This window comes from Variovorax sp. 10N412 (assembly GCF_056394985.1).
In genome coordinates, this window is record NZ_JBFTIO010000002.1 from 38170 (window position 1) to 61507 (window position 23338).

Genomic DNA, 23338 nt, shown 5'->3' on the forward strand with positions numbered 1-23338 from the left:
GAAGAGAACGACGAGGCCCCGCCATGCTCAAGCACATCGTGATGTGGAAGTTCAAGGAACACGCCGAGGGCGCCGACAAGGCGACCAACCTTCTGAAAGCCAAGGCGCTGCTCGACGCCTGCGCCAAGCTGTCGCCGGGCACGCACCGCTTCGAGGTGGCCATTGCCCAGCCCGGGCTGGAAGCCACTTACGACCTGGTGCTGTACTCCGAATTCACCGACGCCGCCGCGCTCGCGGCCTATGCGGACCATCCGCAGCACGTGGCGCTCAAGCCTTTCATCGGCGCGGTTCGCGAAGCCCGCCAGTGCATGGACTACGAGACCTGAACCCCGACCCTTCCACAAGCAACGGAGACACCCCATGACGCCCCGCAACATCAAACAGCTGTTCGACCTCACCGGCAAGACCGCACTCATCACCGGCGGCTCGCGCGGCCTGGGCCTGCAGATGGCCCACGCGCTGGGCGAAGCCGGCGCGAAGATCATGCTGAGCTCGCGCAAGGCCGACGACCTGGAACAGGCCGCCGCCGAGCTGCAGGCCGCGGGCATCGACGCGCGCTGGATCGCCGCCGACTGCTCGAAGGAAGAAGACACCCGCCGCCTGGCCGACGAGACGCTGGAGCGCATGGGCGCCGTCGACATCCTCATCAACAACGCCGGCGCCAGCTGGGGCGCGCCGGCGGAGAGCCATCCGGTCGAGGCCTGGGACAAGGTGATGAACCTCAACGTGCGCGGCTACTTCATCCTGTCGCAGCAGATCGCCAACGGCTACATGATTCCGAAGAAGACGGGGCGCATCATCAACATCGCCTCGATCGCCGGCCTCAACGGCAACGGCCCGGGCATGCAGACGCTGGCCTACAACACCTCGAAGACAGCGGTCATCGGTTTCACCAAGACGCTGGCCGCCGAGTGGGGCCGGTACGGCATCAACGTGAACGCCATCTGCCCGGGCTTCTTCATGACGAAGATGGCCGCGGGGCTGATCAAGTCGCTTGGCGAGGACAACATGGCTGCCGCCGCACCGCTCGGGCGCCTCGGCGACGAGGAAGACCTGAAGGGCATCACGCTGCTGTACGCGAGCGATGCCGGCAAGCACATCACCGGCCAGTGGATGGCGGTGGATGGCGGCGTCAGCGTGGTGCTCGGGGCCTGAGATGTCTGCCTCCGATTCCAGCGACATCAACATCCGCTCCTACACGAGCCAGATTCCGTTCGCCCGCCATCTCGGCTTCGAGTTGACGAAGTTCGAGGGCGGCGAGTCCGAGATCCTGTACACCGCCAAGCCCGAACACCTGAACACCTTCGACGTGACACACGGCGGTGCCTGCATGACGCTGCTCGACATCACCATGGCCGCCGCCGCGCGCAGCGTGTCGCCCGAGTCCGGCGTGGTCACCATCGAGATGAAGACCAGCTTCATGCAGCCCTCCGTCGGCCCGCTCCATGCGCGCGGCACGCTCATCCACCGGACCGCCACGCTGGCCTTCACCGAAGCCAGGATCTACGACGCGCACGAGCGCGTGTGCGCCCATGCCACCGGCACCTTCAAGTACGTGAAGCGGCGCCTCCCCACGAGCCCGACGAGCGTCAACGAGATGCGTCCGCCTTCCACCGATTAATTGCATTTCCCAGCAGGAGCCATTCATGCCCACCAACAAGCAGATCCATCTCGACAACCGCCCCGAAGGCGAGGCCACGGCCTCCAACTTCAAGCTCGTCACGAGCGAGACGCCCGCGCTCAATGACAACCAGGTGCTGGTGCGCCACCACTACATGAGCCTCGACCCGTACATGCGCGGGCGCATGAACGACTCGAAGAGCTACACCGCCAACCAGCCCGTGGGCCAGGTGTTCCAGGGCGGCACCGTCGGCGAAGTGGTCGAGAGCAAGCACCCCAAGTACGCCGTGGGCGACAAGGTGGTCGGCTTCGGCGGCTGGCAGGAATACAGCGTGATCGATGCCTCGCAGCCCGGCGCGCTGAAGAAGGTCGACACCACGCACGTGCCGCTGTCGCACTACCTCGGCGCGGTCGGCATGCCCGGCGTCACCGCCTGGTACGGCCTGGTGAAGATCATTGCGCCCAAGGCCGGCGAAACCGTGGTCATCACGGCGGCCAGCGGCGCGGTCGGCAGCGCCTTCGGCGCGCTGGCCAAGGCACGCGGCCTGCGCGTGGTCGGCATCGCGGGCGGCCCCGACAAGTGCAAGTACGTGACCGACGAACTCGGCTTCGACGCATGCATCGACTACAAGCAGCACCCCGACGTCAAGAGCATGAGCGCCGCCTTGAAGGAAGCCTGCCCGAACGGCATCGACGGCTACTTCGAGAACGTGGGCGGCTACATCTTCGACGCCGTGCTGCTGCGCTGCAACGCCTTCGCGCGCGTGGCGCTGTGCGGAATGATCGCCGGCTACGACGGCGCGCCGCTGCCGCTCGCGAATCCGGCGCTGATCCTCATCAACCGCCTGAAGATCGAAGGCTTCATCGTCAGCGAGCACATGGAGGTGTGGCCCGAGGCGCTGGCCGAGCTCGGTGGGCTGGTGGGCAGCGGCAAGCTCAAGCCGCGCGAGTCGGTTGCGCAGGGCATCGAGGCGGCGCCCGAGGCCTTCCTGGGGCTGCTGAAGGGCAAGAACTTCGGCAAGCAACTGGTCAAGCTGATCTGAGCCGATTCTTTCAAAACCACCTCACCGGAACGACCATGGCAGACCTCATCCTTCACCACTACCTGACATCGCCGTTCTCGGAGAAGGTGCGGCTCATCCTCGGTGCCAAGAAGCTGCCGTGGAAGTCGGTCTTCATCCCGCCGATCATGCCCAAGCCCGACGTGGAAGTGCTCACCGGCGGCTACCGCAAGACGCCGTTCCTGCAGATCGGCGCCGACATGTACTGCGACAGCGCGCTCATCGCCGATGTGCTGGAGCACCTGGCGCCCGAACCCACGCTCTACCCGGAGCCCGAGAAGGGCATGTCGCGCATCCTCGCGCAGTGGGCCGACACCACGCTGTTCTGGGCCGCCATGGCCTGGAACCTGCAGCCCAGGGGTGCGGCCGAAGTGTTCGCCAAGGCCCCGCCCGAGGCGCTGAAGGCCTTCGGTGAAGACCGCGGCAAGATGAGCGCAGGCAACATGACCCGGCTGCGCCCGGCCGACGCCACCAGCGCCTACAAGTCGTACCTGCGCCGCCTGTCGGACATGCTCGACGACAAGCCCTTCCTGCTGGGCGAGGTGCCCAGCATCGCCGACTTCTCGGCCTACCACCCGCTCTGGTACACGCGCCGCATCGAGTCGGTGCGCACCATCCTCGACCTCACGCCCGCGGTGGTCGACTGGATGGACCGCATGGCCGCCATCGGCCACGGCGTGCCCGAGAAGTTCACCAGCGACGAGGCCATCGCCGTGGCCAAGGCCGCCACGCCGCACTCGCTGCTGACCGACAGCACCTTCCAGGACGACCACGGCATTCCGCTCGGTACGGCCGTCACCATTCGCGCCGAAAGCTTCGGCCTCGAGGAAACGCCAGGCACGCTGGTCGCGGCCACGCGCACTCACTACACGCTGGAGCGCAGCGACGAGCGCGTGGGCACGGTGCACGTGCACTTCCCGCGCATCGGCTACGTGCTGAAGAAAGCGGACGCCTGACATCGCGATCGCCCGGCCGGGGCACCTTCGTGACTGCGCTCGCGCGCGTTCCGTATTTCAATGGCAGCTCCAACGTCAGAGACATTCAACAGAAGGACACCGGCAAATGATTCAGGACTTCAAGGGCAAGACGGCCGTACTCACCGGCGCGGGCTCGGGCTTCGGCCTCGAATGCGCGCGCATCGGCGCGGCACGCGGCATGAACCTCGTGCTGGTCGATGTGCAGCAGGACGCACTCGACAAGGCCCAGGCCGAGATGGAAGCCGCCGGTGCGCAGGTGCTGGCGCGCAAGGTCGACGTGTCCGACGCCGCGCAGATGGAAGCACTGGCCGCCGCCGTGAAGGAACGCTTCGGCGCGCCGCACTTCGTGTTCAACAACGCGGGCGTGGGCGCCGGCGGCCTGGTGTGGGAAAACACCGTGGCCGACTGGGAGTGGGTGCTGGGCGTGGACCTGTGGGGCGTGATCCACGGCGTGCGCCTGTTCACGCCGATGATGCTCGAGGCCGCCGCCAAGGACCCGGCCTACCGCGGCCACATCACCAACACCGCCAGCATGGCCGGGCTGCTCACGCCGCCGAACATGGGCATCTACAACGCGGCCAAGGCGGCCGTGGTGAGCCTGACCGAAACGATGTACCAGGACCTGAACCTCGTCACCGACCAGATCGGCGCGAGCCTGCTGTGCCCGTACTTCGTGCCCACCGGCATCACCAGCAGCGAGCGCAACCGGCCCAATGCGCCCAAGGACAGCGAGCTCACCAAGAGCCAGCTCATCGGCCAGGCCATGAGCAACAAGGCGGTGAGCAGCGGCAAGATCACGGCGGCCGAAGTGGCGGCCAAGGTGTTCGACGCCATCACCGCCAACCAGTTCTACGTGTACAGCCACCCGAAGGCGCTGGGCAACGTGCGCAGCCGCATGGAGAACATCGTGTCGGGCAGCAACCCGGCCGACCCGTTCATGGAGCGGCCCGAGATCGGGCAGAAGCTGCGCGAGCAATTGCGCTCGGCTTGAACCGCTGCTTCTTCAGGAGCCCTGCAACCCGTCCACCAGCGTCTGGACGCGGGTGAGCGCGGCGGCCATCGACTGTTGGAACAGGTCGCCGGGGTCCTCGGCATGCTCGACGGTCACGCTGTGCATGTCCGTGAGCCCGAGCAGCGCCAGCGGGCTCGCGATGCCGGGCGTCAGCAGGTCCATGCTGGCCTGGAAGCCGCCCGGCCCGTAGCCGCTGCTGCCGCATGACGCGAGCAGCACCGTGAGGCGATGGCGTTCGGCCAGCAGCGGCACATAGGGGTTCTCGCGGCTGCGGTCGAAGTCGAAGGTCGCGCCGATGCGCACGATGTTGTCGATCCATGCCTTCAGCGGCGCCGGCATCCCGAAGTTGTACATCGGCACCCCGATCACCAACACGTCCGCACGGCGGAGTTCCGCGATCAGCGCATCGCTTTCTTCAAGCACCGCATGCATCCACGGCTCGCGCCCGGCGGCCGGCGTGTAGCCCGCCGCGATCCATTCACCGGTGATGTGGCCCGGCGGCGTGGCGCCTATGTCGCGGTAGATCACTTCATCGTCTGGCCGCGCGGCGCGCCAGGTCGACACGAAATGGTGGCTCAGCCGGCGCGAATGCGAGCCGTGCACGTGCGTGCCCGAACGGCCGGGGCGGGCGCTGGCGTCGATGTGGAGCAGGGTGGTCATGGTGCGGTCCTCGTTGACGGAGTCGATGGATGAAGTGGATTCAGCTGTCTGCTTGACATGGTTCTCAATCTACCCAAGCATCTAGAGCGTGACAAACGACGATTTCTTTGCGCTGCTAAAAATTGAATTCATTCATGGACAACCCCCGCCAACTCCCGCCGCTGGCGTCGCTGCGCGCTTTCGAGGCCGCCGCGCGGCACTGCAGCGCCAAGCTCGCGGCGAGCGAGCTTTCGGTGACACCCACCGCCGTCAGCCACCAGGTGCGCCAGCTCGAAGAATCGCTCGGCGTGGCGCTCTTCATCCGCCAGCCGAGGCAACTGGTGCTCACGCCGCAGGGCCGCGAACTGCAGGCGGTGCTGGGCGAATCGTTCGATGCCATGGCAAATGCGGTGGCGCGGTTGCGCGCACCGCCCCGCCGCCGGGCGATCACGCTGTCGGCCACACCGGCCGTGGCCGCGCGCTGGCTGTTGCCGCGCGTGAGCAGCCTGCGCGAAAAGCATCCACGGCTGGACCTGCGCATCCATGCGTCGCACGAGTCGGTTGCGCTCGACGGCGTCACCGCCGACATCGCCATCCGCTATGGCAAGGGGCAATGGCCCGGCATGGTGGCGGAGAAGCTGTTCGACAACGTCTTTGCGCCGGCCTGCAGCCCCGCGCTGAAGCTGCGCCGGCGCGGCGACCTGGCGCGGCATGCGCTGCTGCACTTTTCGCTGCCCCGCAGCAGGAACCAGCCCGGCACCTGGCGCGAGTGGCAGCAGGAGGCGCAGGTGCCGGGCCTCGACGTGTCCGCGGGGCCGGTGTTCTCCGACGAGACGCACACCGTGTCGGCCGCGCTGCAGGGGCAGGGCGTGGCGCTGATGAGCCTTGCGCTGATCGCCGACGAACTGCGCGCGGGCAACCTCGTGCAGCCGTTCGGGCCGCGGTTGCCGGGGCTGCCGTTCTTCCTCGTGTGTCCGCAGGCGCGGCGTTCGGAGCCGGCCGTGGCGGCGGTGTTCGAGTGGGTGAAGGGGCTGGCGCCGCTGGATGCGATCGCTTCAGTCGAAGAAAAGCCCTTCAAGGCGGGTGCAACAGGAGGCGCACGCAAGCCATGACGCAGGTAGACGAGCGCGAGTTTCTAGCCGCAAGAAAATCCTTGACCGAGCGAGGCATCGAGGTTTCAGTGCTCATTCCGAACGAGCGGCTGAGGGTCTGGAAAGAGGAGGGTGACACGCTTGAAATGAATCGCCTGGCAAGTCGCTGGACCGTGGTCCGATGGGACTGTGTGCCCGGACCTGGACCGGATGATTTCCACGCCGAGTACGCGACGCTCGATGAGGCGCTTCTGAGCATCTGGAATTTCTTTTTCGGCCAGCCGATCGTCATCGGCGATTGGGTTGTGCCGATTCATCGTCGTCCGTTCTGGACGCTGGGCAGGCTTCAGTACCGTCTTGCCAACCTTGTGCACGTCAGCCAGAGCGCATTCGATGCGATCGCTGAACAGCGGCGACTGCGCGCGCGAACGTCGCCGAAGAAAGAGCCTGGTTTCGCGTATCAAGCGGAAGTCTCTCAGTTTCTGCGTTGCGACCATGTCTCCGGGTCGGTATTGCGGTTGATGATGCGTCGCGATCTGGAGGAGGCGTATGTGGTCGACGCTGGAAGCGTGGCCGATTGCGAGGAAAGAGATGAGACCCATGAGTGAAGACTTTTCGCCCCACGAGATTGAAATCCTGACCAGTGCCGAAGCGGTGCGCCGCCGCACACACATGTACTTCGACGCGGAGGATCCTGACGTCACCGCAACGCTGACGATGCAGTCGTTGTGCCATGCTATCGACGATGCAATGGACAGCCGCTGTACCGCCGTCCTGCTGCGCGTGGAGGGACCGCGCGTTGAGGTCCGGTACGACAGCGGGATGCCACTGGAGCCCGACTCGGAACATCCGCAGTGGACTGTCGCCGAGGTCTTTCTCAGGGTGCATGCGGCCTGCCATTCGCGCAAGCGTCACCTCGAGGTGGGCTCCGAGTTCTGCCGGATCGGGCTTGCCGTTCTCAATGCGGTGTGCAGTGAATTGACCGCGGAGATCGACGACGCAGGCATGTCCACGTCGCTGCGTTTCGAGCGCGGCGAGTTGGTCGATTCATCTGCGCTTCGGCCAACCGAGCGCCGGGACGGAACGCGGCTGTGCTTCACGCTGGACGCAAGCATTCTTCGGGACGTCGTTCCTCGCGAAGCGGCACTGCGCCATGCCATCGATGCGCTGCACGCTCGCTTCCAGGGCCTGGCGATTTCAGTGGAATATGGGAGCGCAGCGTTTGACCAGCCCACCATCGAGCGCTAGCATCGCCTTCGTGTTCACTCCCGCATCCTTGCCCTCTCGCCTCGTGCGCGCATGCTGTTTCAGCGTGCCATGGAGTGCTTGCGGCTAGCGAATCTGTTCACGTCCGCATCCTCGATGGCCACCCGTTGCAAGACCGGTGGCCTTTTTGTTGTCTGCGTTTCTTCCGGCATCACGAAAGCTCGCATGTCCCTTGCCCTGTACGACACCTGGTCGCGCGCCGTGCGGCCATTCGCTCCCTTGCAGCCCAGCCACGTGGGACTGTATTGCTGCGGACCGACGGTGTACGACCACGCGCACATCGGCAACCTGCGAACCTACGTGTTCGAGGACGTGTTGCGCCGTGTGCTCGAGCTGAACGGGTACGCCGTGCGGCATGTGGTGAACATCACCGACGTCGGCCACCTCGTGTCCGACGCCGACGAGGGCGAAGACAAGATGGAGAAGGGAAGCCGGCGCGCCGGAGAGTCCGCTTGGGCTATCGCGCAGCGCTACACCGCTGCGTTCCAGGCCGACTGGCGGGCTCTGAATCTGCTGGAGCCCACGGCCTGGCCGCGTGCCACGGGCTACATCCCCGAGCAGGTGGCGTTCATCAGCGAGCTGGAGCGCAAGGGCTACACCTACCAGACCGCCGACGGCCTCTACTTCGACACCACGCGACACGACGACTATGGCCACCTGGCCCGGCTGGACCGCGAAGGCCTGCGAGCCGGAACACGCGTTGCGATGGGTGAGAAGCGCAGCATCTCGGACTTCGCGCTCTGGAAGTTCAGTCCGGCGGGCGCCCATCGGCAAATGGAATGGGACAGCCCCTGGGGGCGCGGCTTTCCCGGCTGGCACATCGAATGCTCGGCCATGTCGGCCGCGCTGCTGGGGCCGTGGTTCGACATTCATTGCGGTGGCGAAGACCACGTCGCGGTGCACCACAGCAATGAGATTGCGCAGACGCAGGCCTGCCACGGCACCCGGCTTGCCAATTTCTGGATGCACGGGCACTTTCTCACGCTGGACGACAGGAAGATGGCCAAGGCGGACGGCGGCTTCCTGCGCCTTCAGACATTGATCGACAAGGGCATCGACCCGATGGCCTATCGCTACCTGTGCCTGACCGCGCACTACCGAAGCACCTTGCGTTTCACCGAAGAGGCGATGAACGCGGCACAGTCGGCACTGGACAGGCTGCGCAGGGCCTACGCGAGCTGGCCTCGGGGCGGAGCGGCCAATGGTGACTTCGTCGCCCGTTTCGACGCCGAGGTGAACCAGGACTTGAACCTGCCGCGCGCGTTGGCCGTCGTGTGGGAGCTGGTCAGGGGCAATTTGCCGCCGGAGGTCCGACGCGCCACTTTCGACCATTTCGATACCGTGCTCGGGTTGCGCGTGGGTCATTGGACGCCGCAGCCGCACCGTATGCCCGCGGAGGTTGCCGCGTTGCTTGCCGAACGCCAGGTGGCGCGTGCCGACAAAGACTGGGTGCAGGCCGATCGTCTTCGTGATGCGTTGAGGGCGCTGGGCTGGCAGGTGGAGGATGGCGCTAACGGACAGCAGCCGAGTCCGATCTGACATGGAGAAGGGAGGACGGCGCCTTTTTGCGAAGACGGCTGTCAAGTTGCGCCAGGGCAACAAGCCCAACCATTCAGCCCAAGCCAGCAACAAAGTCACAAAAATGAAGGATTCGTGTTTGAAGCCGTTGGCGCCTTGAAACAATTTTGTAAGAGTTTTAACTACCTAAAGACTACTATTCAAGGCATAAAACAGACAAGGATCCTCATGGAGACATACCCGACCCTGCGCCAGGCCACAGGCGTTGCCCGCACCCTCAGCAAGCGCTCGTCATGCACCATCGTGGTCTACCGCATGGGCGAGGAAAAGTTCGTGGCAGCGCATGCCACCGACCGTGTGGACGGCGGAACCATCGAAGGTGTGTACCGCGACGGGTACGTCGTGAAGACGCTGCTGACAAAGAAGGACTGACGGGCCCGGTTCCTTCGCTTCGAGAGCCTCCTTCGGGAGGCTTTTTTGCGGGCACGGCCAAGACCCTGCCGCCAAAGCAGTCGCTGTCACACGGGCCGTGCAACCGGCCCACTAGAATCGCCGCTCCCTTGGGGAGTAGCCGGCTTCCGGACTTCGGAAGCGCTCACGTCAACATACTCGGTTCGCACCCTGCGACCGTGGCGTGAGCAGCCGAAAGGTTGGCGAGACCAGCGGTGCACGAACGCGGCCTTGGCCGGCGGGTTCGTGTGCCGCGGCGTCTTGAACCGGCCTTGCCTGCTACTCCCAAAATGAACCTTGCCTCCACGATCCTCCTTGCATTCGCCATGTCGACGGATGCGTTCGCCGCCGCTGTCGGCAAAGGCGCAGCCCTGCGCAAACCTTCCTGGCGCGAGGCCCTGCGCACCGGACTCATCTTCGGCGTCATCGAGGCGATCACGCCGGTCATCGGCTGGGCGGCGGGCCTGGCCGCCGCGAGCTACGTCGCGAAATGGGACCACTGGATCGCGGTCACGCTGCTCAGCGTGCTGGGCCTGCGCATGATCTGGGCGGGCTTCGGCGCACCCGACGCCGTCGATGACAAGCCGAGCCGCAACTCCTTCTGGACGCTCGCGATCACCGGCTTCGCCACGAGCATCGACGCCATGGCGGTGGGTGTCGGGCTGGCCTTCATCAACGTCAACATCGCGTGGACCGCGCTGGCCATCGGGCTGGCGACGATGACGATGGTGACCCTCGGCGTGATGGTGGGGCGCGTGCTGGGCGCGGTGATCGGCAAGCGCGCCGAGATCCTGGGCGGCGTGGTGCTGATCGGGATCGGGTTCTTCATTCTTTACGAGCACCTGAACGGCTTGGCTTGAGCCCAGGCTGAACGGCTTCACCGGGCTGCACGCGCTTGCGCGCGCGTGCCGCATCGTCAACCGGCAACGGCCTGCGCCGCGATCCAGTCCCACACCGCGCGAATCGCCGGTTCGTTCTGCCGCCCGTGGGCCGCCGCAAGAAAGTAGCTGCCGGTAGCCAGCGCGGGCCCGAAGGGCTGCACCAGCGCTCCGCTGCGCAGTTCTTCCGCGGACAGCGTGAGGCTCAGCAGCGCCACGCCATGCCCCGCGAGCGCTGCCAGCGTGGCGTGCGTCTCGTCGGAAAACGACAGGCCCGCGGCTTTGATCCCACGCCCCCTCGGTGGCGCGATGCCGGCTTCACGAAACCAGCGCGGCCACACGGCCGGCGCAAGGGCCTGCGGCTGCCAGTCGCAATGAATGAGCTGGTGCTTCGGCAGGTCGGCCACGCGCTTCAACCCCAGCATCGGGCTGCACAGCGGCGCATAGCGCTCGGGCATGAGTTCGCGCGACACCAGCCCCGGCCAGTTGCCGCTGCCGGAGCGCACCGCGATGTCGGCGTCGCCGCGTGCAAGGTCGACCAGCGTGTCGCTCGTGTGCAAGCGCAGTTCGACGTGGGGGCATGACTTGCGGAACGCCTCCATGCGCGGCAGCACCCAGCGCGCGGCGAAGGCGGTGTTGGTCGTCAGCGTCACGGCCTGCGATGCGGCGGGCCGGCGCAGCTTGTCGACACCGGCTTGCAGCACGTCGAAGCCCGTGCGCAGGTCGTCGAAGAGCCGGCGGCCCGCAGGCGTCAGCGCGAGCTGCCGCGTGAGCCTGCGAAACAACGGCTGGCCCAGCGTGTCTTCGAGTGCGCGCACCTGGTGGCTGATGGCCGACGGCGTCACCGAGAGCTCGAGCGCCGCCCGCTGAAAGCTCAGGTGGGCAGCGGCGGCCTCGAAGGCGCGCAGGGACAGCAGCGGCGGCAGCCGGCGGGGAGGGCGAACAGATGAGCCAATCTCGTCCATGGGCAGAGAAATGATCGTTTGTGGGCACGGGCCTGCATGCCTAGATTCAAGGCCTGCAAAGCCATTGTGGCAGCGCAAGGCAGACCAAACCAGCTCACCCATGAAGACCCAGACCCAGACCCTGAACCTTCTTCACATCGACGCCAGCGCCCGGGCGGGCCGCTCCGGCATCGACCCGCACGGCTCGCACACGCGCCGCCTGTCCGCGCGCTTCGTCGAGCGTTGGCGCCAGGCGCGGCCCGGCGACCGCATCGACCACCTCGACGTGGGCCAGCACCCGCCCGCGCACGTCGACGGCCGATGGATCCACGCGGCTTTCACGCCACCGGCCGCACGCGAACCCTGGATGTCCGAGACGCTGGCGGAGAGCGACCGCCTGGTCGACCAGCTCATCGCCGCAGACCTCGTCGTCATCGGCCTGCCCATGTACAACTTCAGCGTGCCCGCGCAGTTCAAGGCCTGGATCGACAACATCGTGCGCGTGGGCCGCACCTTCGGCTTCGACCGCGCGCGCGGCGCGGTGCCTTACTGGCCGCTGCTGGCGGATGCGGGCAAGCGCGTGGTGCTGCTGGGCGCGCGCGGGGACCACGGCTACGGCGACGGCGAGGGTGGGGGCGGACGCGTGGCCCACCTCAACCACACCGAGAGCAGCGTGCGCGCGGCGCTGGGCTACATCGGCATCACCGAGGTGTTCGAGGCGGCGGTGGAGTTCGACGAGTTCGGCGGCGAGCAGTTGGCGCAGTCGCTGCGTCGCACCGAGTCGCGCGTGGACGATCTGGCCGACTTCCTGCTGCGCTCGATCACGCGCAGCCAGGCCGCCACGGGCAGTGCGCGGCCAGCGGACGCAAACGGCTCAGGCGGCCCGCATCAACGCGGCGTGTTCGACGCCACCGCCCCCGCCGGCGCATCGTCCCATCCGCCGCCGAGCGCCTTGTAGAGGTTCACGGTGTTCACCGCCTGCTTGAGCTGCAGTTCGATGGCCTGGCGCTGCTCGATGTACAGCTCGCGCTGCGAATCGGCGCCGGCGAAGTAGTCCTCCAGCCCGTTGCGAAAGCGTGTGCGCGAAATGGACGCCACCTTGTCCAGCGCCTGCACGCGCGCCTGCTGCGCCGTGATCTGCGGTCGCAGGTGGCTGTCGGCGATGAGCGCGTTGGCCGTTTCGCGCAGCGCCTGCTGCACCGCGTACTCGTAGCTGGCCATGGCGGCGGCCAGCCGCTCTTCGTTGGCGCTCAGGTTGGCCGAGCGGCGGCCCCAGTCGAAGATGGGCAGCGACACGCCGAGCACGGTGGCCCAGCTACGGTTGCCCGCGCCCAGCAGGCTGGAGAACTCGGTGCTCAGCCCACCCGCCACGGCCGTCAATGAGAAGCTCGGATAGAACGCCGCCTTGGCCGCGCCCACGCCCGAGTTCGCAGCCTCGACGCGGGCGTAGGCGGCCAGCAGGTCGGGTCGGCGCTGCAGCAGGCTGGCGGGCAGCCCGACCGGCACGTCGGCCACCGAACGCTCGGGCCAGGGACGCTGCATGCCGATGGTCGGCGGCACGGGCTGGCCGACCAGCACCGCCAGCCACTGCAGGTCCTGCCCCACGCGCATGCGGAACTCTTCGCGCTGCACATTGGCGCGCTCCACCAGCGACTGCGAGCGCAGCACGTTCAGGTCCGACGTGCCGCCCACGGTGCGGGCGCGCTGCATCACGCGGGTGCTGTCGCTCTGGCTGCCGAGGTCACCCTCGGCGAGCGCCAGCAGGGCGCGGTCGGCGCGCAGCGTGAGGTAGGCGTTCGACACTTCGCCCACCAGGTTCATGCGCGCGGCCGCCAGGTCGCGCTCGCTGGCCAGGGCCTGCGAGCCGGCCTGCTTCACGCCAGCGTCGACATGGCCGAAGAAGTCGAGCTCGTACGCCGTGACGCCGGCCTGCACGGCGTAGGTGGTGGCCACGCGGCCCACCGCCTGGTTGTTGGTGACGATGCCGTCGGGGCCGAGCGAGGTGGTCACGTTGCCGCGCCCGACCGAGCCGGCCAGGCCGATTTCGGGGAAGAGGCTGGCGCGCGCGCCGCCGTAAACGGCGCGCGCCTCGCGGGCCTTGGCGGCGTACACGCGCAGGTCGCGGTTCTGCAACAGGGCGGTGGCGATGAGGCCGCGCAGCTCGTCGTCGCGCACGAACGCGTGCCAGGCCATCGGCGCGGCGGCGGCGTTGCCCGTGCCCTCGGCCCACTGGGCGGGCACCACGACGTCGGCTTCCTTGAGCGGCGGCGTGAGGTTGCAGCCCGACAGCACCAGCACGCCGAGCACCAGCACCATGACCATCGGCAGCGGCGCGGCCATGGCGCGCGCAAAGGCCACCGGAAAGCGCGGCCAGTGCCAGCCGGCGCTGCCCATGAACGCGAGCGCCGCGCGCCCCGGGTTCACCTGCACCGCGACATGGCTGGGCGGCAGGCTGAACACATGGCGGACCAGGTGGTCGTGGAGCACCTCGTCGTGCACGAAGGACAGCGCCACGCCCGCGGCCGAGCGCCCCGTCACCACCGCCGACACCCAGCCCACGTGGTCGACGTGCACGTCCAGCGGTTCGCCGACCGGCATACGCCGCAGCAGGGCGCTTTCGCGCAGCACGGCGCCGTCGACCGCAATTTCCACGAAACGCGTCGCGCCCACGCCGGCGGCGCTGCGCAGCGTGGTGTCGGCCAGATACGGAAAGCGTTCGTCGTGCTCGGGCCGCGGGCGGTCGATGCAGGCGATGAGCGCGGCCAGGCAGTACAGCGTGGTGACGATGGTCCACAGCACGTTGAGCATGTCGCCGGTGGTCATGGCGTTGCCGATGGCGCCGATGGCGGCCGCCTCCATGGCCGCGATGAGCCCGCCGAAGACCAGCACCAGGTTCCAGTGCACCACCGTCTTGGAGCGGTCCTGCCCCTTGGCCGTGACCTTGAAGGGGCGCCCGAAGGGCCGCACCAGCGAGGTGACGATGGTGCGCGTGACGGCCATGGCGGCCACGATCTGCGTGACCTCGGTGAACACCGGCAGGCAGCGGCGCTGGCTGATCCAGTAGGTGTAGCCCCAGAACATGACCAGCGGCGGCAGTCCGTACAGGGCAAAGGCGCGCGGCGTGGCGTGGAAGGCCGACACGCCCGTGTACCAGTACAGCGCAGGGGCCGCCAGCATCATCAGGATGAAGGGCTTGGTCAGCCAGTGCAGCAGGCCGTGCACGTAGTGCACGCGCGCCGCAAAGCTGTAGCCGCGGCCGCGCAGCGGGCCGTCCCGCAGCAGCGCCACCTGGATGGTGCCCAGGCACCAGCGGCTGCGCTGGTTGATGTAGTCGACGATGCTGTCCGCCGAGAGCCCGTTCGACAGCCGCTCGTTCAGCCAGCGCGTGACCCAGCCGAAGCGCATCAGCGTGTAGGTGGTGTAGATGTCCTCGCACACGCTGCCGGTGGGGAAGCCGCCCGCCTCGGTGATGGCGTCGCGCCGGATCACGAACGAGGTGCCCACGCAGAAGGCCACGTCGGCCGCGTCCTTGGCGGGCTGCAGCACGTCGAAGAACACCCGCTGCTCGTCCACCCAGCTGTCGGTGGCGCGCAGGTTGTGCTGGATGGGGTCGGCGTTGTAGTAGAACTGCGGCGTCTGCACCAGGCCCACTTTCGGCTCGTCGAACAGGCCCAGCGTGCGGTACACGATGTTGCGGTGCGGCGTGAAGTCGGCGTCCAGCACCAGGATGTACGGCGCGTTGGTGGCCGCGGCCGACAGGCGCAGGCCGTTGTTCAGGTTGCCTGCCTTGGCGTGCGCGTTGTCGGGCCGCCGCGCGTAGTGCACGCCCTTGCGTTCGCAGTAGTCGCGCAGCCAGTCGCGCCGCGTGTCGTCGAGCACCCACACGTTCACATGCGGATAGTCGATGGCCTGGGCCGCAAGAATCGTCTTCTCGAGCACGCCCAGTTCTTCGTTGTAGGTGCAGATGAAGACATCGACCGCCGGCACGTTGGCGCCGCGCGCGCGCAGCCCGGCTTCGCCGAGGTCGGCCTGGGCGTGGTTGTCGCGCCGGCGCGTGAGCATCTGGATCGACAGCAGCGTGTAGACGATGGCGATCATCTCGAACACCAGGAACACCCACGACATCAGCGTGCCGAAGCCCAGGTCGGCCGGCGGCAGCGTCTCGGCCAGCCGCCACGCCACGTAGCGCACCAGCACCAGCGCGGTGAGAAAGCCGAACAGCACGCGGTGCGAGCCGCGGTCCGCGCGGGCGTGGAAGATCATGATCAGGGCAAGCGCCGCGACCATCAGATTGACCCTGAACTCGGGCGTATCGATCAGTTCGGACATGGCTTTTCTCCTGGGGAAGCAGTGACGACGTTGCCGGTGAAGGGGTTCCAGCCCGTGGCCGCGAGCGCGATCCAGGCGGTGGCGCCCAGGTGGGGCCAGCGGTAGTAGAAGAAGTCGGCACCCACCGAGTCGGGGCCGATGGCCAGGCCGGTGGAAATGCGCGGGCTCGGCGTGGCGTAGTAAAGGCCGTTGGCGGCGCGTTGCGAGGCCAGCAGCTGCCACAGTGCTTCGGGCGCGGAGCCCTTGACTGCCACCAGCGTGGCCGCGGCCTGCGCGCTCCCTTCGGTCCAGATGCCGTCGGGCTGCTGCGAAAAACCGTAGCCGTCGCCGAAGCGGTGGTTGCGCTCGACCCAGGCCAGGCCGGCCCGCCAGGCGCACTGGCCGGGCGGCGCCGCGAGCAGCGGCCACAGCTGCGCGTCCAGGCCCGAGCCGGTGGTGGCGATGGTGGCGCCGTCTTCCTTCGTGCCGATGTAGAAGCGCTGCTCGGCGGTGCTCCACATGCGCGAGACGAAGGCCAGGGCAACGCCGGCCTGGCGCGCCTGTTCGGGGCGGGCACTGCCGCGCGCGGCCCAGGCGGCCGTCATCGCGATGTCGATGTTGTGCTCGGTCGATTTCCAGGTCTGGGCCTTCTGGGCGCTGTCCCATCCGTACCAGCCCCCCTGGTAGCCGTCGGGGTCCGTGGTGGCGCGCGTGCGTTGCTCGGCCCATGCGAGCAGCCTTGCCGCGGCGTCGGTGTAGCGCGGCGAAGGCGCCACGCGGTCGACGTTCAGCAGCAGCAATGCGGCCCACGCCACGTTGCCCGTCGCGGTGCTGACCTGGTACGCATCGGCGATCCACTGGTTCCTGCCCGCGTCCCAGTAGCCGGACAGCACCGGCTTGCCGTCGGCCAGCGGGCCGGCGCGGTAGGCGTTGCGCACGCGGCCGTCGGGGTACTGCGCATCGCGCTCCACCGCGAGCACCACGGCGTCGGCGATGCGCCTGGCGGAGGCCGTGTCGCCGCACGCGAGCAGCGCGATGCCCGCCAGCGCGTTGTCGTACACGAAGGCCACGTTCGCCAGGCTGGGCGCGAGCTCGGGCACACCGGCAATGGGCTGGTCGGTGCGGTAGCTCGACAGGAGCAGCGGCGACGCCGCATCGCCGCGCGCATCGGTGACAACCGCGCGGCGCAGGCCGTCGCAGCTTTGCCGTGCCAGCGCCGGCCGGACGTCGCCGGCAGCCATCGCGGCCTGCGTGACGAGACCGAGCACGGCAGCCGCCAGCAACGCGCAGCTGCGAAAGAGGAGCGAGGCGTGATCCATCGGGGGCCTCGATCGGCTTGGTGGAGAGCAGGCCACGCTATGACGCCAGCCGCGCCGACACCACCTTGCCGGGCGCGCACAGCCCGCGCTGCGCCAGCCATTCCGGAGAGTTCGATTCCACATGTGCAACCGCGTACACCGAGCCCTGCTCCGCGAAAGGGAAGGGCACGGCGTAGCGGCTCTGGAAGTCCTCGGGCGCCACGGGCAGTATCTGCGTGACGCGCGCCGAGACTTCGGGGCGCACGTCGTCCGTCTTCACCGCGATGGTCGAGCCCATGTTGAGCCGCTTGGCCACACGCGGCGGAAACACCGCCACCACCTCGACGCGGCTGCAGTCGATCATGCGCACCAGCGTGGCGCCCTGCGGCACGTAGCTGCCTTGCGGCATGAGCACCGTGTGCACCTGTCCGGCCTGCAGCGCACGGATCTCGAATGCCGCCATCTTCTCGATGCGGCGGCGCTCGTCGGTTTCCAGCGCGCTCACCTCGCGCAGCTGCTGCTGCAGGGCTTCGCTGTCGTGCCGTGCGCGCTCGATGTCGCCGGCGAGCGTTTCGCGTCGGTTCGCCATGGTCTGGTAGACGGTGGCGCCGCTGCCGCCCACGAACACGCCCCGGCTCGCGCTGGCCACGCTCTGGCCCAGCCCGGCAGAGGCCTGCTCGGCCACCGCCGCGCTGGCGCGCGAGATGCTCAGCTGCGCCTGCGCGGCGTCCATCGCCTGCGGGCTGACGGCGCCTTCGTCCAGCATGGCGGAGGTATGGCGTACCTTCAGTTCCTGCTCGGCCACGTTGCTCAGGGCCACCTCGCGCTGGCGCTGCGCGATCTGCCAGGCATCGCGCGTCTGCGCCATCGAGGCCGAGCGGTACAGCTTGCCCTGCTGCTCGACGAACTGCAGCTCCTCGCTCGACGCATTGAGCTGGTTGGCCAGCTGCGCCACCTGGCTTTGCAGCGCCAGGCGTTGGGTGGTGAGCGTGGTGAGGATGTCCCGGTTGATGGTCGGGTTCTGCACCGTGGCCACCACCGTGCCCGCGTCGACCTTGTCGAGCGCGCGCACCGTCATCTGCGTGACCACGCCGCTGATGGGCGAGGTGACCAGCAGCACCGGCGCCTGCAGCACCGTGCGCGTGGCCTGGCGCGAGACCAGCGGCTGGATCAGCGTGGTTACGACGAGCCACAGCACGAACGCCAGCAGGGCGTAGCCCGCAAGCCGCGGCACGATCGATTCCGAACTCGATGGCGGCCCGCCGCCGCCCTTGCGCCTGAGGCGGCGGAACCAGCCGGCGGCTTCGGCATCCGCGATCTCGGCGGATTCCCGGACAGTGCTTGCGTTCATGTGCGCCTCGCAATCGATGACGTGGTGACCTATGTAAGAAACCGTCGTCTCCGCTGTCGCGGCACGTCATTGGGGCGCGCCATCTGCTATTGCTGCAACGCAGCAATAGACATGCCAAAAGTTAACAATTTATGCTTACATTGGCAACAGGATGTAGGGGCCGGGTGGTGGCGCTCTCATTGCCGACAACAGCGGTTGCGCAATCGACGCCCGGCGAGCGCGCGCATCCAGGCACTTTCCCACTGCGTAGAACACACCGATACTCAGCCGGCAACTTTCGCCGGCAACGTACCGGTCTGACCCAGATCAATGAACGCAACCGGCTCCTCGAAATTCCGCTTCGGCATGCACACGCGCCTCAGCCTGGGCGTGGCCGCACTGGTCCTGGCAGCAACCTTCGCCATTGCCACCTACGCACTCCACCTGGTCAAGAGCAGCATGCAGGCGTCGATCGCGGCCGAGCAGATGGCCCGCGTGAGCGGCATCTCCGACGCCATCGACCAGAAACTCGGCAGCCGCCGCATCCTGCTGAAGACCTTTGCCGAGAGCGTGGAGTCGCAGGCCTTCGACAGCGCCGAACCGCTGCAGGCCTTCCTGGAAAAGCACGCGTCGCTGCGCGAGGCTTTCGACAACGTCGCGTTCATGGGCACCGACGGCACCCTGGTGGCCAACCTGAACGGCGCGCAGAAAAACGGCAGCGTGAACATCCGCGACCGCGACTACTTCCAGAAGACAGTGGCCACCAAGACAGGCCTGGTGTCGCAGCCGTACCGCAACCGGCTGAACGGGTTGCCGCAGGTGGCCATCACGCAGCCGGTGCTCGACAGCGCGGGACAGGTCAGGTACGTGATTTCAGGCGCCATCAACCTGAAGGACCGCAACATCCTGGGCGCCCTGGGCGACGTCAAGTTCGGCAAGAACGGCTATCTGTTCATCGTCACGCCGGACGGCGTGATGGTCGATTCCCCTGACACCGCACGCATCCTGAGCGTGGTCCAGCCGAACGGCGGCAATGTGGACATCCTGCGCGCCATGGCCGGCTTCGAGGGCACGGGCGAGGGGGTCGACGAAGCCGGCGTGCCCAGCCTCTACGCCTTCGACCGCACCGAACAGACCCCCTGGATCGTCGGGGCCATGTACCCGCGCGCCGAGGCCTTTGCCCGCATCGACGCCATCGAGCACAACGCATGGCTGGGCGCGCTGGTGCTCTCGCTGTCCGCCGGCGTGCTGGCCCTGGTGGTGGTGCGCCGGCGCCTGAAACCGCTGGACGCGTTGCACAGCCACATGCTGCAGTCGACGCGCGAAACGCCCGCCGAGGCACAGGCCCGGCGCCCGGCGAGCAGCTACACCCGCGACGAGATCGGCGACCTGTCGCGCACCTTCGACGACCTGATGGCCCAGCGGCGTGCCAGCGAGTTCCGCCTGGCGCGCAGCGAGGCGACGGTGCGCACCATTGCCGACAACATTCCGGCGATGGTCTCGCACGTGGACGCCTCGCTGCGCTACACCTTCGTCAACGAGCGCATCCGTGCGCTGCACAACCATGCGCCGCTGGTCGGGCGCCTGATGCCCGAAGTGCGGGGCGCCGACTTCGCCGTCGTGGAGCCCTATTTCCTGCGCGCACTCGCGGGCGAGACCGTCATTCTCGAGAAGCCCGGCGACCCGGCGCTGGGCATCGGCCACCGCACCTTCCAGGCCCACTACATCCCCGACCTCGACGCCGACGGGGCGGTGCGCGGCGTGTTCGCGATGACCTTCGACATCACGGACGAAGTCAATATCCGCAAAGCCGTGGCCGAGCAGGAGAAGCGGCTGCGCGACGTGACCGACAGCATTCCGGCGCTGGTCGGTTACTTCGACCGCAACCAGGTCTGCCTGTTCGGCAACATCCGGGCGCGGCAGATGGCGGGCCTGGGCGACAAGCCGATCGAGGGCGCCACGCTGCAGACCGTGCTCGGCGACGCCATCTACGAGCAGCACAAGCCTTACCTGCCGGTGATGCTCTCGGGCAAGAAGGTGCGCTTTCCGGTTCGCGCGCCGCTGCACGGCAAGCAGGGCTACTTCCAGGTCAACCTGATCCCCGACACCAACGCGCGCGGCGAGGTGGTCGGCTTCTACCTGATGAGCTTCAACATCACGGCGCTCAAAGAGGCCGAGCTGCGCCAGGCCGAGAGCGAACTGCGCCTGCGCACCATCACCGACAACCTGCCGGTGCTCATCACCTACATCGACCGCGACGAGAAGATCACCTTCGCCAACGCCACCAGCCGCCAATGGCTCGGGCTCGACCCGATGCAGGTGGTGGGGCGCCACCTGCAGGACGTGGCGGGCCGCGAGGTGTACCTGTCGCGCCGGCCCATGCTGTCGCGCGCGCTGGCCGGCGAGCGGGTCGAGTTCGAGGCGCGCACCCAGCGCACGGGGTTCGAGCGCATCACGCAGGTCATCTATGTGCCCGACATCCGTGACGACGGGCTCACGCACGGCATCTTCTCGCTGGCGCTGGACATCACCGCGCTGAAGCTGGTAGAGCACCAGCTCATCGAGCTGGCGCGGCTGGACACGCTCACCGGCCTGCCCAACCGGCTGGCCTTCAACGAGCACCTGCCCGACGCGGTGCTGCGCGTGCGGCTCACGGGCAACGCCATGGCGCTGATGTTCCTGGACATCGACCACTTCAAGACCATCAACGACACCTTCGGCCACGCGGTGGGCGACGCGGTGCTGGTGGAGTACGCGCGCCGGCTGCTGGCCAGCGTGCGGGGCACCGACAAGGTGGCCCGGCTGGCAGGGGACGAGTTCGTGCTGGTGATCGAGAACCTGAGCGGGCCGCAGGCCGCGGCCACCGTGGCCGAGAAGATCGTGCAGCGCATCGGCCAGCAGCCCTTCGTGGTGGAAGGCCAGACCATCTCGGTCACCACCAGCATCGGCATCGCATTCCACTGGGCCGCCGACTCCTCGGCCACGGCCGAGGAACTGCTGGCACGCGCCGATGCCGCGCTCTACAACGCCAAGGCGGCGGGGCGCAACCGGTTCGAGTTCTTCCTGTCGGCGGGCGTGCCCAGGGACCCGCTGAAGCTGGGCGGCGCGGTGCCCGATCGGGCGCCCGAAGACCTGGCGTAGCCCCTGCGGGCCGTCAGTCGGCCGCCGCAAGCTGAGCGCGGTTGCGCCCTTGGGCCTTGGCCTCGTACAGCGCCTTGTCGGCGCGGCGCAAGGCGGTGTCCACTGTGTCGTCGGCGCGCGTCATCTGCGCCACGCCGCAGCTCACGGTGATCTGCCCGACGGTGTCGAACGCGGTGTGCGCCACCAGCTCGACCAGCGCCGTGGCCATGCGCAGCGCCTCGATGGCGCTGGCCCCGGGCAGCATCAGCACGAATTCTTCCCCGCCCAGGCGTGCCGCGATGTCCGACTTGCGCAGGTGCGCCTTCAGCACCCCGGCCACCGCACGCAAGGCGCTGTCGCCCGTGGCGTGGCCGAAGCGGTCGTTGATTTTCTTGAAGTGGTCGATGTCGATCATCACGATGCCCAGCGGCATGGCGTCGGGGTGCGTCACGGGCAGCGTCTGCAGCAGGCGTTCTTCCATGCCGTGACGGTTCAGCAGGCCGGTGAGCGCGTCGACGTGCGCCTGCCGGTCGAGTTCGGCGTTCGCGGTTTCCAGCGCCAAGGTGCGTTCCTTCACGCGTTCCTCGAGCTCGGCGTTGGCACCGACCAGCCGGGCCGTCATGCCCGCGAGCGCGAGCGACAGCTGCTTCACCTCGGAGCTGCCTGCGGTGATCGGAATGCCGCTGTCGAGCCGCCCGGTGCCGATGGCCTTGGCCACCGATGCAATCTGGCGAAGCGGCCGCGTGAGCCGCTCCGCCAGCACCCAGCCCAGAAAGAAGGCGAGGGCGGCGGCGAGCATGCCCAGCGTCAGCGCCTTGCGCACGCCTTCGCGCGCGGCGGCGCGCGCCACCTCGGCGGGCTCGCGGGCCACCACCGTCCAGCCCAGGTCGATCGCGCGGTCCGCGGCCTGCGTGGGGCCCACCGATGCGGTGGCCACCAGGAACTCTCCGCCCGAGGCCTCGCGCGCGAACTTCACCGCACCGTTCGGGTTCACCCCCGACATGCTCAGGGTGGCCGCCTGGTCGAGGTTGGCGTCCGACGCATAGATCACGCGGTCGTTCGCGTCCAGCACCAGCACTTCCAGGCGGCGCGACACGGCGTCGTCGGGGAACAGCGACTCGACGACGCTGCGCGTCCATTCCCAGCTGCCGTGCATGCCCAGCACGCCCACCAGCTGGCCGTCGCGCCGGATGGGCGAGGCGAAATCGACGAAGCGCTGCGGCCCGCCGTCGCTGCCCTTGGGCAGCAGCGAGGCCAGCAGCTTGGCGGGGTGCACGTCGCCCACGTGCGTGCCGCGCAGGCCTTCCTGGAACCAGGGGCGCTCGGCCACGTTGGCGCCGATCAGCAGCTTGCCGGTGGACGTCTGCACCACGCCTTCGGGCGAGACCACGCCGATCCATGCGCTGTACGGCGTCAGAGCCTGGGTGCGCGCAATGCTCTGCGCCACGCGTTCGCCGTCCAGCCCTTCCTGCCAGACCCAGGGCGTGGCGGCGAGCAGTTCGATTTCGCGGGTGCGCGAGGTGAGGCCGCCGGACAGCGCCTTGGCGGCGTTCTGCGCGATGGTGCGCAACGCGGCGGATTCGTCGGCCTCGCTCTTCTGCGCGAACATCGAGCCCAGCGCCAGCGACAGCGTGACCACCAGCACCGCCGCCAGGCCGCCGAAGCCCAGCGCGACCTGGGTGCGGAAACTGCGCAGCAGGTTGCGCAGCCAGCCTCTGGAGCGGGCGGAAGAAGGTGTCTCGGGGGCGTCGGGATGAGCGGGGCGGTCTGGGCTTTTGGAAGACATCGAAGGCGCCGGGGGCGGTCCTGTCCGGAAGAGCACCGAT

The 23338-nt window shown here is 68.0% G+C and carries 20 protein-coding genes and 1 riboswitch; of the genes, 14 read left to right on the forward strand and 6 right to left on the reverse strand.

Features of this window, described 5'->3' with window-relative positions:
• The first annotated feature begins 23 nt into the window (after positions 1 to 23).
• The 6 genes from AC1DJH_RS05710 to AC1DJH_RS05735 all read left to right on the forward strand — a co-directional run bounded on the left by AC1DJH_RS05710 (position 24) and on the right by AC1DJH_RS05735 (position 4649).
• The gene (locus tag AC1DJH_RS05710; RefSeq protein ID WP_478185016.1) at positions 24 to 326 is read left to right on the forward strand and encodes a Dabb family protein; all 303 of its coding nucleotides are present in this window, start codon (positions 24 to 26) and stop codon (positions 324 to 326) included.
• 34 nt (positions 327 to 360) lie between these two features.
• Positions 361 to 1155: an SDR family oxidoreductase gene (locus AC1DJH_RS05715; protein ID WP_478185017.1), complete on the forward strand. Its 795-nt coding sequence runs from the start codon at positions 361 to 363 to the stop codon at positions 1153 to 1155.
• A gap of 1 nt (position 1156) precedes the next feature.
• Positions 1157 to 1621: a PaaI family thioesterase gene (locus tag AC1DJH_RS05720; protein WP_478185018.1), complete on the forward strand. Its 465-nt coding sequence runs from the start codon at positions 1157 to 1159 to the stop codon at positions 1619 to 1621.
• A gap of 25 nt (positions 1622 to 1646) precedes the next feature.
• Complete coding sequence (locus tag AC1DJH_RS05725) at positions 1647 to 2663, forward strand: NADP-dependent oxidoreductase (protein ID WP_478185019.1); 1017 nt, start codon at positions 1647 to 1649, stop codon at positions 2661 to 2663.
• Between the two features lie 35 nt (positions 2664 to 2698).
• On the forward strand, positions 2699 to 3637 hold the full coding sequence (locus AC1DJH_RS05730) for a glutathione S-transferase family protein (protein ID WP_478185020.1): 939 nt from the start codon (positions 2699 to 2701) through the stop codon (positions 3635 to 3637).
• Positions 3638 to 3743: 106 nt separating this feature from the next.
• On the forward strand, positions 3744 to 4649 hold the full coding sequence (locus AC1DJH_RS05735) for an SDR family oxidoreductase (protein ID WP_472112272.1): 906 nt from the start codon (positions 3744 to 3746) through the stop codon (positions 4647 to 4649).
• Positions 4650 to 4661: 12 nt separating this feature from the next.
• Here AC1DJH_RS05735 and AC1DJH_RS05740 read toward each other — a convergent pair whose 3' ends face one another.
• Positions 4662 to 5330 carry an FMN-dependent NADH-azoreductase gene (locus tag AC1DJH_RS05740; RefSeq protein ID WP_478185021.1) on the reverse strand — a complete coding sequence of 223 codons (669 nt, stop codon included), beginning with the start codon at positions 5328 to 5330 and terminating at the stop codon, positions 4662 to 4664.
• 134 nt (positions 5331 to 5464) lie between these two features.
• Between AC1DJH_RS05740 and AC1DJH_RS05745 the strand changes: the two genes are divergently transcribed.
• The 6 genes from AC1DJH_RS05745 (at position 5465) to mntP (ending at position 10494) form a co-directional block, all read left to right on the forward strand.
• The gene (locus AC1DJH_RS05745; RefSeq protein WP_478185022.1) at positions 5465 to 6421 is read left to right on the forward strand and encodes a LysR substrate-binding domain-containing protein; all 957 of its coding nucleotides are present in this window, start codon (positions 5465 to 5467) and stop codon (positions 6419 to 6421) included.
• On the forward strand, positions 6418 to 7008 hold the full coding sequence (locus tag AC1DJH_RS05750; RefSeq protein WP_478185023.1) for a hypothetical protein: 591 nt from the start codon (positions 6418 to 6420) through the stop codon (positions 7006 to 7008). Before AC1DJH_RS05745 ends, AC1DJH_RS05750 begins: the two co-directional genes overlap by 4 nt.
• Positions 7001 to 7648 (forward strand): ATP-binding protein, encoded by a 648-nt coding sequence (locus AC1DJH_RS05755; protein ID WP_478185024.1) that lies wholly within the window; start codon positions 7001 to 7003, stop codon positions 7646 to 7648. Before AC1DJH_RS05750 ends, AC1DJH_RS05755 begins: the two co-directional genes overlap by 8 nt.
• Positions 7649 to 7831: 183 nt before the next feature.
• Complete coding sequence (gene cysS, locus AC1DJH_RS05760; protein ID WP_478185025.1) at positions 7832 to 9205, forward strand: cysteine--tRNA ligase; 1374 nt, start codon at positions 7832 to 7834, stop codon at positions 9203 to 9205.
• Between the two features lie 207 nt (positions 9206 to 9412).
• Positions 9413 to 9616: a hypothetical protein gene (locus tag AC1DJH_RS05765; RefSeq protein ID WP_472112264.1), complete on the forward strand. Its 204-nt coding sequence runs from the start codon at positions 9413 to 9415 to the stop codon at positions 9614 to 9616.
• Between the two features lie 123 nt (positions 9617 to 9739).
• Positions 9740 to 9910, forward strand: a riboswitch (yybP-ykoY riboswitch).
• Positions 9911 to 9924: 14 nt separating this feature from the next.
• Complete coding sequence (gene mntP, locus AC1DJH_RS05770; RefSeq protein WP_472112261.1) at positions 9925 to 10494, forward strand: manganese efflux pump MntP; 570 nt, start codon at positions 9925 to 9927, stop codon at positions 10492 to 10494.
• Between the two features lie 56 nt (positions 10495 to 10550).
• Here the strand turns inward: mntP and AC1DJH_RS05775 are convergent, their stop codons facing one another.
• Positions 10551 to 11477, reverse strand: coding sequence for a LysR substrate-binding domain-containing protein (locus AC1DJH_RS05775; RefSeq protein WP_478185026.1), 927 nt, complete (start codon positions 11475 to 11477; stop codon positions 10551 to 10553).
• Between the two features lie 100 nt (positions 11478 to 11577).
• Here AC1DJH_RS05775 and AC1DJH_RS05780 point away from each other — a divergent pair, with 100 nt between their 5' ends.
• On the forward strand, positions 11578 to 12414 hold the full coding sequence (locus AC1DJH_RS05780) for an FMN-dependent NADH-azoreductase (RefSeq protein ID WP_478185027.1): 837 nt from the start codon (positions 11578 to 11580) through the stop codon (positions 12412 to 12414).
• On the opposite strand, the gene AC1DJH_RS05785 is transcribed toward AC1DJH_RS05780, so the two are convergent.
• Genes AC1DJH_RS05785 through AC1DJH_RS05795 form a run of 3 tightly spaced genes read right to left on the reverse strand, consistent with a single transcriptional unit; the run spans position 12345 to position 18413 of the window.
• On the reverse strand, positions 12345 to 15785 hold the full coding sequence (locus AC1DJH_RS05785) for an efflux transporter outer membrane subunit (RefSeq protein WP_478185028.1): 3441 nt from the start codon (positions 15783 to 15785) through the stop codon (positions 12345 to 12347). The two genes, AC1DJH_RS05780 and AC1DJH_RS05785, sit on opposite strands and share 70 nt — an antisense overlap.
• On the reverse strand, positions 15773 to 17083 hold the full coding sequence (locus AC1DJH_RS05790) for a hypothetical protein (RefSeq protein ID WP_478185029.1): 1311 nt from the start codon (positions 17081 to 17083) through the stop codon (positions 15773 to 15775). Before AC1DJH_RS05790 ends, AC1DJH_RS05785 begins: the two co-directional genes overlap by 13 nt.
• A 37-nt stretch (positions 17084 to 17120) precedes the next feature.
• Positions 17121 to 18413: an HlyD family secretion protein gene (locus tag AC1DJH_RS05795; protein WP_478185030.1), complete on the reverse strand. Its 1293-nt coding sequence runs from the start codon at positions 18411 to 18413 to the stop codon at positions 17121 to 17123.
• A 309-nt stretch (positions 18414 to 18722) separates the two neighbouring features.
• Here AC1DJH_RS05795 and AC1DJH_RS05800 point away from each other — a divergent pair, with 309 nt between their 5' ends.
• Positions 18723 to 21533, forward strand: coding sequence for a sensor domain-containing diguanylate cyclase (locus tag AC1DJH_RS05800; RefSeq protein ID WP_478185031.1), 2811 nt, complete (start codon positions 18723 to 18725; stop codon positions 21531 to 21533).
• A gap of 13 nt (positions 21534 to 21546) precedes the next feature.
• Here the strand turns inward: AC1DJH_RS05800 and AC1DJH_RS05805 are convergent, their stop codons facing one another.
• Positions 21547 to 23298, reverse strand: a complete 1752-nt coding sequence (locus AC1DJH_RS05805; RefSeq protein ID WP_478185032.1) for a sensor domain-containing diguanylate cyclase — start codon at positions 23296 to 23298, stop codon at positions 21547 to 21549.
• Between the last annotated feature and the right edge of the window lie 40 nt (positions 23299 to 23338).

Excerpts from the sequence above, each read along its gene's own strand:
- AC1DJH_RS05710 (WP_478185016.1), top strand. The coding sequence starts at position 24 with ATGCTCAAGCACATCGTGATGTGGAAGTTCAAGGAACACGCCGAGGGC.
- AC1DJH_RS05715 (WP_478185017.1), top strand. The coding sequence starts at position 361 with ATGACGCCCCGCAACATCAAACAGCTGTTCGACCTCACCGGCAAGACC.
- AC1DJH_RS05720 (WP_478185018.1), top strand. The coding sequence starts at position 1,157 with ATGTCTGCCTCCGATTCCAGCGACATCAACATCCGCTCCTACACGAGC.
- AC1DJH_RS05725 (WP_478185019.1), top strand. The coding sequence starts at position 1,647 with ATGCCCACCAACAAGCAGATCCATCTCGACAACCGCCCCGAAGGCGAG.
- AC1DJH_RS05730 (WP_478185020.1), top strand. The coding sequence starts at position 2,699 with ATGGCAGACCTCATCCTTCACCACTACCTGACATCGCCGTTCTCGGAG.
- AC1DJH_RS05735 (WP_472112272.1), top strand. The coding sequence starts at position 3,744 with ATGATTCAGGACTTCAAGGGCAAGACGGCCGTACTCACCGGCGCGGGC.
- AC1DJH_RS05740 (WP_478185021.1), bottom strand. The coding sequence starts at position 5,330 with ATGACCACCCTGCTCCACATCGACGCCAGCGCCCGCCCCGGCCGTTCG.
- AC1DJH_RS05745 (WP_478185022.1), top strand. The coding sequence starts at position 5,465 with ATGGACAACCCCCGCCAACTCCCGCCGCTGGCGTCGCTGCGCGCTTTC.
- AC1DJH_RS05750 (WP_478185023.1), top strand. The coding sequence starts at position 6,418 with ATGACGCAGGTAGACGAGCGCGAGTTTCTAGCCGCAAGAAAATCCTTG.
- AC1DJH_RS05755 (WP_478185024.1), top strand. The coding sequence starts at position 7,001 with ATGAGTGAAGACTTTTCGCCCCACGAGATTGAAATCCTGACCAGTGCC.
- cysS (WP_478185025.1), top strand. The coding sequence starts at position 7,832 with ATGTCCCTTGCCCTGTACGACACCTGGTCGCGCGCCGTGCGGCCATTC.
- AC1DJH_RS05765 (WP_472112264.1), top strand. The coding sequence starts at position 9,413 with ATGGAGACATACCCGACCCTGCGCCAGGCCACAGGCGTTGCCCGCACC.
- mntP (WP_472112261.1), top strand. The coding sequence starts at position 9,925 with ATGAACCTTGCCTCCACGATCCTCCTTGCATTCGCCATGTCGACGGAT.
- AC1DJH_RS05775 (WP_478185026.1), bottom strand. The coding sequence starts at position 11,477 with ATGGACGAGATTGGCTCATCTGTTCGCCCTCCCCGCCGGCTGCCGCCG.
- AC1DJH_RS05780 (WP_478185027.1), top strand. The coding sequence starts at position 11,578 with ATGAAGACCCAGACCCAGACCCTGAACCTTCTTCACATCGACGCCAGC.
- AC1DJH_RS05785 (WP_478185028.1), bottom strand. The coding sequence starts at position 15,785 with ATGTCCGAACTGATCGATACGCCCGAGTTCAGGGTCAATCTGATGGTC.
- AC1DJH_RS05790 (WP_478185029.1), bottom strand. The coding sequence starts at position 17,083 with ATGGATCACGCCTCGCTCCTCTTTCGCAGCTGCGCGTTGCTGGCGGCT.
- AC1DJH_RS05795 (WP_478185030.1), bottom strand. The coding sequence starts at position 18,413 with ATGAACGCAAGCACTGTCCGGGAATCCGCCGAGATCGCGGATGCCGAA.
- AC1DJH_RS05800 (WP_478185031.1), top strand. The coding sequence starts at position 18,723 with ATGAACGCAACCGGCTCCTCGAAATTCCGCTTCGGCATGCACACGCGC.
- AC1DJH_RS05805 (WP_478185032.1), bottom strand. The coding sequence starts at position 23,298 with ATGTCTTCCAAAAGCCCAGACCGCCCCGCTCATCCCGACGCCCCCGAG.